Source organism: Burkholderia sp. AU4i, assembly GCF_000466765.1.
Lineage (GTDB): Bacteria > Pseudomonadota > Gammaproteobacteria > Burkholderiales > Burkholderiaceae > Burkholderia > Burkholderia cepacia.
In genome coordinates, this window is sequence record NZ_ASSI01000137.1 from 1 (window position 1) to 12,046 (window position 12,046).

Genomic DNA, 12,046 nt, shown 5'->3' on the forward strand with positions numbered 1-12,046 from the left:
GTCGGTCGCCGGGCTATGGTCGACGAAAGGATCAGCCAAGACAAGAAGCAATCAGGAAGTCGTTGAATTGATTGAAAATTATTTCGGGGGCAGACCGCAAGCCATTGTCGGATCTAGATCGAGCAACACCGGTAAAACGCAACGAAATCAAGAGGAGGCCGAGTGGGGGTGCGGTACTACGATGCACGTTGTCCAACTGAAGATGCCGCGCTTCGATGGCGACGATTATGCGAAGGACATCGACTTTAGCGCAGATGGCGTGCAGACTCGCTGGGACGCAGGTTTTCGCGCGGCGCGTTCAGTGCTGGGAGCCGCTCCTTGGCGGCACCCGGTGGACCCAATCGAGGGTATCGCCGTTCACGAGGTTGCCGCTCCCACCGAGTGAGAGCACCGGTTCGCAGTTGGTTTCACTCTGCCGGCTTCGGCTTAGCTCTTTGTAACCGAATGCGGCAAGGACACGGCCGTCGGCCATAAACCTGTTCGCATGTCTAAATGCGACCGATGCGATGAACGCTACACTGCCTTCGTTCCTCAGCCTGTTCAATCATCCTGTTGCGTCGGCATTAGCGAAATTTGCCAGACTACGGAGTCCAGTCGAGTTCCGCCTGCCTAGGGGCTCAGAAGCCCAGTGTCGCCAAAAGGCAACTTTGGCATCGTTCAAATCTATCCTGCGCTTCTGTGTCGCGCGATCGCGCTGGTCGCGTCGACACAGGCGGCCAGCACAAGCATCGCGAAGATGACCGTGCACGCCTGCGGCAGATGGAAGAGCGAGAGCTCGTAATACAGCATCTGCCCGAGTCCGCCGGCGCCGACGAAGCCCAGGATCGCCGCCATGCGGATGTTTGTTTCCCAGCGGTACATGATGTATGCGACGAACTGCGGCCGAACGCAGGGCAGCGTCCCGTACACGAAGGCCAGCGCAGACGAGGTCCCAGCTTCGGCCAGTGCGCGCGCCGGTGCGTCCGGCGCATTCTCGAGCGCCTCCGCGAACAGCCGGCCCAGCACGCCGGCCGTGTGGAGCGCGAGGGCAAGCGTGCCGGCGAACGGCCCGAGACCGGCCGCGAGCACGGTGACGGTCGCCCACACGAGCTCGGGAATCGAGCGCAGCAGGTTTAACAGGAATCGCGACACCGCGCGCAGCGCAGCGCCGTACAGGCCGGAAGCCGGCAACGCGAGGACAAAGCCCAGCACTGCCGCGCAGAGCGTGCCGACGGCCGAGATCGCGAAGGTCTCGAGCATGCTGCTGGCCGTTTTCGCGAGGAAACCGCGCGACAGCTCGGGCGGAAAGAACGACAGGAGGAAATGCAGCATCTGGCTGGCCGCGTCGTGGCCGAAGAGCTGGCCGAGATCGAGCGACAGGTACGCGAAGCTGAGCGAGACCGCAATCGCGATGGCGAGCATCGTTAGCACGCAGCTCATGCAGATCTGGACGGCTTTGGTTCGGTTCGTCATGGCTCAGGCCATCAGCTTGCGCAGCCGCGCGCTGAGCGCGTCCGCAAGCAGCACCAGCAGCAGGAAGACCAGCATGATCGTCGCGGTCTCGCCGCCATCGAGCATCTTCATTGCCTGATCCATCACTTGCCCGAGCCCGCCGGCGCCGACGAAGCCCATCACGACCGACGCGCGGATCGCGCATTCCCAGCGGTAGACCGTATACGAGACCAGCTCCTGCGCCGCGTTCGGGAGCAGCCCGTACGCGAGCGCCACCAAGCGCTCGCTGCCGCCGCCGAGCAGTGCGTCGACCGCGCGCGTGTCGCTGGATTCGAGAATCTCGGTGTAGACCTTCGCCAGCATGCCGCCGTAGGTGACGGCGAGCGCCAGCACACCCGCCGTCGCGCCGAGGCCCAACGCACGCACGAAGACTAGCGCCCACACCAGCTCCGGCACGCCGCGCAGCAGCAGCACGAGGCCGCGCACGCCGACGCGCAATGCCGCACGCCCCCTATGCCCGGGGCCGGGACCGATGCGCGAAACGGAGAGGCTGCTCGTCATTACCGTCGCCAGCGGCGCAGCAATCACAAAGGCGAGGGCGATGCCCGCGGTGGCAATCGCAAGCGTCTCCAGCGTGGCCTTCGCGACATAGCCGAGAAATTCCGCCGACACCTCCGGAGGCAGGAACGTGCGCAGAAAGCCGCCGATGACCTTGAGGTTGTCGACCTCGAACAGGGTCGACGGGCTGAACTGGGACAGCCTCAGCAGCGGCCACATCACGAGCATTGCCACAAGCAGGCCGCTGGCCCGCCGAAGCGCTTGCGGATCGCGAGGGTGGGCGATCATCGGCAGGCGGCCCGCCTGGGCGGGGCGCTGCCCACTGCCGCAAAGGGAAAGTCGTCCTTGCCCTGCACCGGCGGCGACTCGCTTTCGGATGCGTAGAGCTCGCGCAGCAGCGCATCGCTGACGCGCTCGGCCGGCAGATCAAACGCAATCTCGCCGGATTTCAGGCCGACGATGCGAGGAAACCAGCGCAACGCTAGATCCACCGCGTGCAGGCTGGCGATCAGCGTGACGGAGGACGTGCCGGCCTGCCGGCACAGTTCGCCCAGCGCGAGGTTGGCGAGCGCGGGATCCATCGCCGAGACGGGCTCGTCCGCCAGGATCAGCTCCGGGCTCTGGTACAGCACGCGCGCGATGCCGACGCGCTGCAGCTGGCCGCCCGACAACTGGTCGCAACGGTCGAACAGGCGGTCGGCCAGCTCGAGGCGGGCAAGCTGCTTGCTGGCGCCGGCAATGTCCACCGGATAGATCAGCGAGAGCAGGGATTTCCAGCCGGGCCAGACGCCGAGGCGGCCGGCCAGGACGGCGGTGACCACACGCTGGCGCGGCGGCATCGGCGGCGCCTGGTGCACCATGCCGATGCGGCAGCGCAACTGCCGCAGGCGTGTGGCGGACAATGCCCACGGGCTGAGCCCGAGCACCTCGACGCGGCCCTCGCTCGGACGCAGCGATGTTGCGAGCAGGCGCAGCATCGAGGTCTTACCGGCGCCCGACGGACCGATCAACGCGATGCGCTCGCCGCTCCCCGCCGACAACGCGACCTGGCTGAGCGCGCGCTGCCCGTTCGGGTAGCTGACGCTGGCGGCGCCGAGCAGGAAGCTCACTTGATCAGGCCTGCGGTGCGCGCCGCAGCCTCGATGCCGGCGTAGTTTTCCGGCTTGGTGGGGATGTACTTGACCGTCCGCTGCAATGCCATGATCTCGCGCTGCTCGGGATTGTTCGGGTCGAGGCGGAGAAAGGCGTCGGTCAGCGTCTTGCGCAACGCCGGATCGAGCCCGCCGCGCACCGTCCAATTGTAGTCGTAATAGGGCGGCGTCACGGCAAACACGCGGACCTTGGCGGGATCCACCTTGTGCCGCTCGACCAGCTTGTCCCAGACCGATGCATTGAGCACGCCGGCGTCGGCGCGGCCGGACTGGACGAACGCGGCTGTCGCATCGTGCGCGCCCGAGAAGGCGACCGTCTTGAAGTCCTTGTCCGGATCGATGCCGGCCTGCAGCAGGAAGTAACGCGGCATCAGGTGACCGGACGTCGAGGACGGCGCGCCGAACACGAACGTGTGGCCCCTGAGGTCGGTCAGCGACTTGATCTTCGGGTCGGCGGTGATGAACTTGCTGGTGAACGTCGCATCTTCCTGACGCTGGACGATCGGGATCGTCACACCGTTCGTCCGGATCTTGCTCTGAATGTAGGTGAAACCGCCCAGCCAGGCCATATCGATCTTGCCGGTCGCCAGCGACTCGACGACGGCCGCATAGTCCGTGACGGGCACGAACTCCACCTTCATCCCGGTTTCCTTTTCCAGATACTTGCCGAGCGGCGCGAACTTGCGCTGCAGCTCCGTCGGCGCCTCGTCGGGGATGGCGGAGACCCTCAGCACGCCTTGCTCCGCCCGAGCAGACGGGAGACAGGCCAGGCCAAGCAGTGCGACCGCGGAGAAGCGCTTCAGGATACGCGGGATGGAGATCGGGAGCATGTCTGGTCGTGGTAGTGGCAGTGTCGGAAGCTGGATGTGTGAGAGCGAGGACAGCGAGCCGGATTCTTGCGCGGTCTGGCTGGTCTACGGCTTAGCCTCCCGGTCAGGCCGATTGCAAAGCTTCGGCCACAAGTTTAATCACTTCCGCGTGCTCCCGTGCCGGAGCGAACAGTGGCGCGCGGGCACCGCACTGCTGCCGCAGCTGCGCGAGGAAACTGGCATCGCGGCTCGCGCGCTCCAGCATAAGCGCCAGTTGCTCGGCGTCGCCTGGTGGAAAGTAGCCGTCGTAGTCGCGGCCGAGCATGCCCACGTTGCCGGGGATGCGGCTGGCCAGCACCGGCACGCCGCTGGTCACGGCCTCGATGATCACGTTGGCTCCACCTTCCATCACGCTCGAAATGACCATCGCCTGCGACTGTCCGATACGCCGCCGCGTCTCGCCATGCGGCAGGTTCTCCAGCCACACGTAGCGCCGCACACCGGGCCACGCTCGCGCCCGCAGGGCCTGCGCCGCGCGCAGATACGCATCGTCGAGCGCGCTGCCGATGTGGGTCAGGCACACGCGCGAATCGACCGGGAGCAGGGAGAGGGCGCGCATCGGCGTCAGCGGATCCTTCTCGGCGCGCATGTGGCCGACCAACACGACATCGAAGGTGTCGCGATGCGCCGCGGCCGAACGGCACGCGGGCGCGGACTGGTAGAGCACGCGGCACTTGGCGCGATGCGCGGCGGACAACTCGTCCGGCCCCTCGTCCTGCAGCACGACCAGATGCGTGGCGAGATCGAGCGAGCGTTGGGCGGACGCATCAGTGAGAATGTCGCGGTAGAGATCGGTGCCCGTCAGGACGACCACCAGCGGGCGTTCCGGGCAGGTTTCGGCGAACCGCGCGATCGATTCGGCGGAGCGTCGCGCGTGCAGCGCAATCAGGCACGCGGGGAGAGTGTCGCCGCAGCTGTCCGCATGCCATTCGGCGGCCAGCGTCACCTCGTAGTCTGCGCGCAGGAACCGGGACCAGCGATGGGCGGTTTGCCAGTTGCCGTTGTTGGCTTTCCGCAGTGCCGGACTGATAATCGCAACGGTTGCCTTGGGAGGACGCATGACGATCTGGTCTGAGGGAGTGGCAGCGAGAAGCATAAATAAGTTTGCGCTGATTGAGGCATTTTCCGACTCGCACCGGCGCACCTGGGACATTCTTCGCGATCTGTCGCCGTCCCGATGGCAGGTCCGCTACGATCCGGGGATCAACCCGCCCCTGTGGGAGTATGCCCATATCGCATGGTTCACGGAGCATTGGGTGTTGCGCGAACCGCGCCCCGACGCGAGCGGCCGGCTGACGGCCTCGCGGCCGTCGATGCTGGCAGATGCCGATCGCTTCTTCGATTCCATGCGCGTGGCGCACAAGGATCGCTGGCATCTTCCGTTGCCGACGCTTGCCGGTGTGCGCGACTACGTCGACGCGGTGCTGGAGCGTGTGCTTGCCGCGATTAACGCGTCGGACGGCACCGACCAGGCGCTCTATTTTTTCCGGCTCGCGTTATTCCACGAAGACATGCACGCCGAGGCGCTGACCTATATGCGCCAGACGCTCGATTACGCGCTGCATGCGCCGATCGACATGCCTGCGATCCAGCCGGGCGCTGAACTGACTGTAGCCGGGGATGATGCGTTTCCGATGGGATCACCTACGGACGGCGGATTCGTCTTTGATAATGAAAAATGGCTGCATCCGGTCAGTGTGCCACCGTTCCGGATCGATCCCGCATGTGTCAGCAATGCGGCGTTTGTGGAATTCGTCGCCGACGACGGTTACCGCAACCCGCAATGGTGGTCCGATGCCGGCCTCGCGTGGCTGCGGCAGAGCGGGCTCACGCATCCGGCGCGCTGGCGCACGACGAACGGCAGCCCGAGCCAATGGGAACTGCGCTGGTTCGGCCAATGGGTGCCGCTGCCGCTCGACCGACCGGTGTGCCACGTCAACGCGCACGAAGCGGAAGCCTATTGCCGCTGGGCCGGCAAGCGCTTGCCAACGGAAGCGGAATGGGAGTTTGCGGCCAACCATGACTTGATCCGCTGGGGCGGATCAGTGTGGGAATGGACGGCCGATGCTTTCGAACCCTATGCGGGATTCTCGGTCGATCCGTATCAGGAATATTCGGCGCCGTGGTTCAGCACGCATCGATCGGTGCGTGGCGGTTCGTTCGCCACACGTGGACGGATGCAGCATCCTCGGTACCGGAATTTCTACGTGCCGCACCGCAACGACATCTTTGTCGGATTTCGTTGCTGTGCATGAATGCGCAGCCTACCTTGAATCACGGCTCAAGGCGGCGAGCGCCAACGCCATCATTTGACGCGAGAGTGCAACGAGTCGCGCAAAACCAGCCTGGAGAAATGACAGAACGCAGTGGCGAGGCGTATCGATGTGTGAGCAACGCCCACACGGAAAAATCGGTGTAATGCGCATCGGCGTGGTTCGTCTAATAAAGGGATGGCGATCGGGCATCCTCCATGCCGTACTGCTTCGGCATGAACTTCATGCCCGCTGCGAGTGCACCCTGCTCGAGCGGGCTCTTTTTCGCCCGATCAGGAGTAGCTCAGAAGGTACACGATTGCTGTCCGATGAACATGCAAACGCCAACAGGCGGTCGACGACGAACCGGGGTCACGACGGCTCACGTCTGCGACACTTCGGGTGCCATGTCTAGCTCACCCGTTCCAGGTCATAACGACGATGCGCTATCTGTCGAGTAAGGAAGTCCGTTCCCGTCGCATTGAGAGTTGGCCGTTCTCGCCGCTGGACGCGTTCGATCGTGCCCGAACGATACTTCGTGATCTCGGACTGGCGAACGCCAACCAGCAAATGGGGCAACGGTGGCCGATAGGCTGTGTCGCACTTGAGATAACGCAGCGGTGCAATCTTGACTGCACCTTGTGCTACCTGTCGGAAAACTCCGAGGCGGTCAAAGACATACCCCTCGACGAATTGTTTCTCCGCATTGACTCCATCTTCAAATCGTACGGTCCGAATACGGATGTTCAAGTCACTGGAGGCGAGCCAACCTTGCGTGACCGGAAGGAATTGCTTGCTATCGTGCGCAGAATCCGTTCATTGGGAATGCGTGCCACCCTGATGACCAATGGAATTCGCGTTTCACGCAAGCTGCTGGAACAATTGGCCGAGTCCGGACTCGCGGACGTTGCCTTCCACGTCGATACGACCCAGCAACGACGCGGCTATGCAACGGAAGCGGCATTGAACATCTTGCGCGAGCGCTATGTGAACATGGTCGCCGGTTTGCCCCTGTCCGTGATGTTCAACACGACTGTCCACGACGGCAATTTCGACGAGATTCCGTCCGTCGTCTCGTTCTTCCGTTCCCGTGCAAGCGACATCCGCACGGTTTCCTTCCAGTTGCAAGCGGACATTGGCCGGGGCGTGCAACGCGCACGCGGCCCTGTGATTACCCCAGACACGGTGGCTGCGCAGATCGAGAAGGGAGCGGGGACGCCAATCACTTTTTCTGCATCGCTGATCGGACACCCGTCCTGCAGCCGCTACGGGATGTGCCTCGCCGCAAACGGAAATCTGCACGACGGTTTCGATGACCCAGCATTTGTGGCCACAATGCAGTCAGCTACGGCTGCGCTCGCGTTCGATCGGACCCAACCCACGGCAACTGCACGTCGCCTCCTTGTCTGGTTAGTGCGTCACCCTGCACTGTGGACGCGGGTGCTGTCCTGGGTCGCGAGAAAGGGCTGGAAAATGCGAAACGATATCCTGGCGGGCGGCGCGCACGTGCGTACACTCTCCTTTATCATCCACAATTTTATGGATGCAGCTCAACTGGAGGAGGACAGGATTAGCGCGTGTACGTTCAAGGTTGCCACCAGCGAAGGTCCGGTTTCGATGTGTCTTCACAACGCAAGACGCGACGCGTTTATCCTGAAGCCCGTCAGGATTTATCGCGCGGGATCGCCTTCGTACTGGAATCCAACGTCCGGGACCGAGACGACGGAATTTGTCGAACCAGTTGAGCCCAGTCAGGTCGGGGTCGTTCAGAAAGGACGTCGGAAAAGGCGCACCAATGAGCGTAGCGCACGGAAATCGTACGCGCCGACATGAAGAATCCCCACGCACCACTTCGTATGCCGATTACCCGACGACGTCTGCTCGCTGCGCTTTGCTGTTTCCCGGCATGGAGCTGGGGGGGAGAAGTTCCACGGCGAAACGCAGTGGAGGCGACAGCTCACTGGGCGCACGTACTTCGCAAATATGTGAACGATCGCGGACAGGTCAATTTCTGTGGCCTCTCCGAGGATGCGGGCGATCTGAATACTTACGTCGGCTACATCGGAAGCGTTAGCCCGCGCAACACGCCGGCCGAATTTGCGAGCCGCGACGAGAGGTTGGCCTACTACATCAATTCCTATAATGCGCTGTCCATGTTGAACGTCATTATGTCAGGAATGCCAAGTGAACTCGGCCTGCTTATGCGTGTGTGGTTCTTCGGTGGACGACGCTTCAAGATTGGCGGCGAATCAATGTCGCTCTATACCTACGAAAACAGTGTGATTCGCGCGATGGGCGATGAGCGTGTGCACTTTGCGCTGAATTGCATGTCCGTGGGTTGCCCGCGCCTGCCGACGCAGCCGTTCTCAGGCAATGAGCTGGACCGACAACTCGACGACGCCGCTCGCTATTTCTTCAGCGAGCCACGGAACTTGCAGATTGAACTGGCGAGTCGAACGGTCCGGGTGTCATCGATTCTGAAGTTCTACACCGATGACTTCCTAAAGCGCAGCGCGACGCTGATCGCGTACATCGATCGTTATGTGCCGACGAAGGTGCCTGAGAACTTTCGGGTTGAATTCATACCGTATGACTGGACCGTCAACGCGCAGGATCGCCGTTGCTTGGATCATGGCTGAACCGGAAGCATCGTTATTGCCTGTCTGCCCAGGCATTCGGCACACATACGACTACTGTTGCACTTCGACGCCGTTCCAGAACGCAACGTAACCGGCAATGCTTTTCGCCAATGTACGCGGATTTTCGTAGTACCACGCAGCGTCAAGGTTTGTCCTGCCGTCCACGACGATGTCGTAATAGTTGGCCTGACCCTTCCAAAAGCATGTCGTCACCTTGGTACCTGACCGAAAGTACTGGGCGCGAAGCGCATCAGGCGGGAAATAGACGTTTCCCTCCATCAATTTGACCGCATTATCCGGCACTTCGGCGATTACGGTTCCATTCCATATGGCTCGAATCATGGATGCTCCTATTCATTCCCCTTGTTAGACGCTTGATGCCGCAGTGGTTTACACCGGACCTCTTCATTCAGTACACACGGCCTCGTGAGGGCGGAGCAACAATGTGCTTGACCTTCCCATGACTAGAAGGTTAAGACTTCAAGTCATCACCCAGAAGGAGATGGCATCGTGAGCAATCATTCCACCGTCCAGCCGGCGGCGCTCGAAACGGCAAACAATTGGATGCTAGACATCGACGGCATGACGTGTGCATCGTGCGTGACTCGCGTGGAAAGCGCGCTGGCCAGCGTACCGGGTGTGCGAAACGTGAATGTGAGTCTGGCAACCGAATCGGCTACCGTGGAAGCCGTGCCGGACGTGCGTCCGGCAGCGCTTGCCGCTGCAGTCGCCAAGGCCGGGTATCAGGTGCATGAAACCGAGATCGAACTCGTCATCGAGGGTATGACTTGTGCATCGTGCGCCTCGCGCATCGAAAAAGCGCTCGATCATGTGCCCGGCGTCCTGGCATCGAACATCAACCTGGCGACGGAGCGGGCATCTGTGCGGTTGCTTATGGGCGTGGCGGAGCCGCAGCAGTTGACCGCCGCGGTCGAGCGCGCGGGCTATCGAGCGCGCATGCCTGAGGCTGGTAAGGCGACGACACTGACCCGGTCGAGCGCTTGGAAGGACGCATGGCCCGTCGTCGTCGCGGCACTCTTGTCCACGCCGCTTCTTGTGCCGATGATTGCGGCACCGCTAGGCGTTCATTCGATGTTGCCCGTGTGGCTGCAGTGGCTGCTTGCCACCCCTGTCCAATTCTGGCTGGGCGCCCGCTTTTATCGTGCTGGATGGAAGGCCATCAAGGCTGGCACTGCCAATATGGATGTACTCGTGGCGCTTGGCACCAGCGCGGCTTATGGGCTTAGCGTTTATCTGTGGCTTGCGCGCGGGTCGGACCACATGCACGATCTCTACTTCGACGCGGCCGCAGTCGTCATCACGTTGATTCTGCTCGGCAAGTGGCTCGAAGCACGAGCTAAGCGTCATACTGCCGACGCGATCCGCGCGCTGGAAAAACTGCGACCGGATATGGCCCGCATTGTGCGCGACGGCATAGAACACGACGTCGCTGTATCAGATGTACATGTCGGTGACCTTGTATCGGTTCGACCGGGCGAGCGCGTGCCAGTTGACGGCGTGATTGCATCGGGTGCAAGCCAGCTCGATGAATCGATGCTCACGGGCGAGAGTCTTCCAGTAGCAAAAGAAGAGGGCGATCCGGTGATTGGCGGCTCGATCAATGGCGACGGACTGTTGCGCATCACGACGACGGCTATTGGTGCGGAGACGGCGTTGTCGCGGATCATTCGCCTTGTCGAACACGCACAGGCCGCGAAAGCACCTATCCAGCGACTCGTCGATAAAGTTGCAGCCGTGTTTGTACCTGCGGTCCTTCTCGTCGCACTCTTGACATTCATCGGATGGTGGATCGCGCGAGGAGACGTCGAGAATGCAATCATTATCGCCGTTACGGTCCTCGTTGTTGCATGTCCGTGTTCACTCGGACTCGCGACACCGACGGCCATCATGGCTGGGACAGGCTTGGGCGCGCAGCACGGCATCCTGATCAAGGACGCGGAGGCATTGGAGATCGCGCACCGCATCACTACAGTGGCATTCGACAAGACGGGTACGCTTACCGAAGGCAGGCCGAATCTGGTGGCGCAGGTACCGGCATCGGGCGTCGAGAAGGGCGCGCTGCTGCAACTCGCTGCGAGCGTGCAGGCTGGTAGTTCGCATCCTCTCGCGCTCGCAGTGACACAGGAGGCGCAGAGGCGAAATGTCCACCTGTTGACGACCGACGCGGTGCGGACGCTCGCCGGACGGGGGATGGCCGCGACGGTACAGCGCGACGGCGCTATGCTTGACTTGCGCTTGGGCAGCACGCGACTGATGGATGAGGCCGGGGTCGACGTGTCTTCGTTGCTGGTGCAAGCGAATGAGCTGGAGCGCGACGGGCGCACGGTGTCCTGGCTTGCCGATGTGAGCGGTGAAAAGCGGTTGCTCGGGCTATTGGCCTTCGGGGACCGCGTCAAGCCTGGTGCGCGTGAAGCGATACAGCAATTGCATGCCCTTGGCGTCCGTACCGTGATGGTCACGGGTGACAACGTCGGGAGCGCTCAGGCGGTGGCGAAGGAGCTTGGAATTGGCCACGTGGTGGCGAAGGTGCTGCCCGAAGATAAGGCTGAGACAATCGCGGCGCTCAAGAACAGTGGAGCGGTAGTCGCAATGGTCGGCGACGGCGTCAACGATGCGCCAGCGTTGGCCGCGGCCGACGTGGGTATCGCGATGTCCACGGGCACTGACGTGGCGATGCATGCGGCCGGCATCACGTTGATGCGGGGCGACCTGGCACTGGTGGCGGATGCGATCGACCTCTCAAGACAAACGTGGAACAAGATTCGGCAGAATTTGTTCTGGGCGTTCGCGTACAACGTTGTCGGCATTGCCCTCTCGGCGCTCGGGTTCCTCAATCCTGTGATCGCTGGGGCGGCGATGGCGGCAAGTAGTGTCAGCGTGATCAGCAATGCGTTGCTGCTCAAACGTTGGCGGCCGGCCCGGGGGATACCGACTCATCGCGCACGGTCATCGGAAGTCGTCGGAGTACGAGCATGAATATCGGAGAGGCAGCGAGAGCTTCGGGCGTTTCGGCCAAGATGATCCGCTACTACGAGAGTATTGAGCTGATGCGCTCCCCGGGGCGCACGGAAAGCGGATATCGCATTTACGCGCAGGAGGATGTCTGCGGATTTCGGCGATGGTGA

The 12,046-nt window shown here is 62.3% G+C and carries 11 protein-coding genes and 1 pseudogene; 6 read left to right on the forward strand and 6 right to left on the reverse strand.

Annotated features, from left to right (window positions below):
• Positions 1 to 385, forward strand: a 385-nt coding sequence (locus tag L810_RS47585; protein ID WP_179945684.1) for a DUF3734 domain-containing protein, incomplete at its 5' end; no start/stop codon positions are given.
• A 278-nt stretch (positions 386 to 663) separates the two neighbouring features.
• Here L810_RS47585 and phnE read toward each other — a convergent pair.
• From phnE to senB, 5 genes are all read right to left on the reverse strand, one after another.
• Complete coding sequence (gene phnE, locus L810_RS49290; protein ID WP_254226140.1) at positions 664 to 1,452, reverse strand: phosphonate ABC transporter, permease protein PhnE; 789 nt, start codon at positions 1,450 to 1,452, stop codon at positions 664 to 666.
• A 3-nt stretch (positions 1,453 to 1,455) separates the two neighbouring features.
• The gene (locus tag L810_RS49295) at positions 1,456 to 2,277 is read right to left on the reverse strand and encodes a PhnE/PtxC family ABC transporter permease (protein ID WP_021161771.1); all 822 of its coding nucleotides are present in this window, start codon (positions 2,275 to 2,277) and stop codon (positions 1,456 to 1,458) included.
• On the reverse strand, positions 2,274 to 3,098 hold the full coding sequence (locus tag L810_RS28780) for a phosphonate ABC transporter ATP-binding protein (protein WP_021161772.1): 825 nt from the start codon (positions 3,096 to 3,098) through the stop codon (positions 2,274 to 2,276). The genes L810_RS49295 and L810_RS28780 overlap by 4 nt, the downstream gene beginning before the upstream one ends.
• Positions 3,095 to 3,970 carry a putative selenate ABC transporter substrate-binding protein gene (locus tag L810_RS28785; RefSeq protein WP_042976579.1) on the reverse strand — a complete coding sequence of 292 codons (876 nt, stop codon included), beginning with the start codon at positions 3,968 to 3,970 and terminating at the stop codon, positions 3,095 to 3,097. Before L810_RS28785 ends, L810_RS28780 begins: the two co-directional genes overlap by 4 nt.
• A 103-nt stretch (positions 3,971 to 4,073) precedes the next feature.
• Entirely contained in the window at positions 4,074 to 5,069 is a 996-nt protein-coding gene (gene senB / locus L810_RS28790) for a selenoneine biosynthesis selenosugar synthase SenB (protein WP_042976580.1), read from the reverse strand.
• On the opposite strand from senB, the gene senA reads away from it, so the two are divergent.
• From senA to L810_RS28805, 3 genes are all read left to right on the forward strand, one after another.
• Positions 5,068 to 6,264, forward strand: coding sequence for a selenoneine synthase SenA (gene senA, locus L810_RS28795; RefSeq protein ID WP_042976582.1), 1,197 nt, complete (start codon positions 5,068 to 5,070; stop codon positions 6,262 to 6,264). The genes senB and senA overlap by 2 nt on opposite strands.
• Before the next feature lie 438 nt (positions 6,265 to 6,702).
• Positions 6,703 to 8,094 carry a radical SAM protein gene (locus L810_RS28800; RefSeq protein WP_021161776.1) on the forward strand — a complete coding sequence of 464 codons (1,392 nt, stop codon included), beginning with the start codon at positions 6,703 to 6,705 and terminating at the stop codon, positions 8,092 to 8,094.
• On the forward strand, positions 8,091 to 8,900 hold the full coding sequence (locus L810_RS28805; RefSeq protein ID WP_254212125.1) for a DUF547 domain-containing protein: 810 nt from the start codon (positions 8,091 to 8,093) through the stop codon (positions 8,898 to 8,900). Before L810_RS28800 ends, L810_RS28805 begins: the two co-directional genes overlap by 4 nt.
• Positions 8,901 to 8,951: 51 nt before the next feature.
• Here the strand turns inward: L810_RS28805 and L810_RS28810 are convergent, their stop codons facing one another.
• Complete coding sequence (locus L810_RS28810) at positions 8,952 to 9,242, reverse strand: DUF427 domain-containing protein (protein WP_042976586.1); 291 nt, start codon at positions 9,240 to 9,242, stop codon at positions 8,952 to 8,954.
• A 222-nt stretch (positions 9,243 to 9,464) separates the two neighbouring features.
• Between L810_RS28810 and L810_RS28815 the strand changes: the two genes are divergently transcribed.
• Entirely contained in the window at positions 9,465 to 11,897 is a 2,433-nt protein-coding gene (locus tag L810_RS28815) for a heavy metal translocating P-type ATPase (RefSeq protein WP_051392330.1), read from the forward strand.
• Positions 11,894 to 12,037: pseudogene (locus tag L810_RS44350) on the forward strand (MerR family DNA-binding transcriptional regulator); the annotation flags it as partial. The gene L810_RS28815 and the pseudogene L810_RS44350, both read left to right, overlap by 4 nt.
• Between the last annotated feature and the right edge of the window lie 9 nt (positions 12,038 to 12,046).

Excerpts from the sequence above, each read along its gene's own strand:
- phnE (WP_254226140.1), bottom strand. The coding sequence starts at position 1,452 with ATGACGAACCGAACCAAAGCCGTCCAGATCTGCATGAGCTGCGTGCTA.
- L810_RS49295 (WP_021161771.1), bottom strand. The coding sequence starts at position 2,277 with ATGATCGCCCACCCTCGCGATCCGCAAGCGCTTCGGCGGGCCAGCGGC.
- L810_RS28785 (WP_042976579.1), bottom strand. The coding sequence starts at position 3,970 with ATGCTCCCGATCTCCATCCCGCGTATCCTGAAGCGCTTCTCCGCGGTC.
- senA (WP_042976582.1), top strand. The coding sequence starts at position 5,068 with ATGACGATCTGGTCTGAGGGAGTGGCAGCGAGAAGCATAAATAAGTTT.
- senB (WP_042976580.1), bottom strand. The coding sequence starts at position 5,069 with ATGCGTCCTCCCAAGGCAACCGTTGCGATTATCAGTCCGGCACTGCGG.
- L810_RS28800 (WP_021161776.1), top strand. The coding sequence starts at position 6,703 with ATGCGCTATCTGTCGAGTAAGGAAGTCCGTTCCCGTCGCATTGAGAGT.
- L810_RS28805 (WP_254212125.1), top strand. The coding sequence starts at position 8,091 with ATGAAGAATCCCCACGCACCACTTCGTATGCCGATTACCCGACGACGT.
- L810_RS28810 (WP_042976586.1), bottom strand. The coding sequence starts at position 9,242 with ATGATTCGAGCCATATGGAATGGAACCGTAATCGCCGAAGTGCCGGAT.
- L810_RS28815 (WP_051392330.1), top strand. The coding sequence starts at position 9,465 with ATGCTAGACATCGACGGCATGACGTGTGCATCGTGCGTGACTCGCGTG.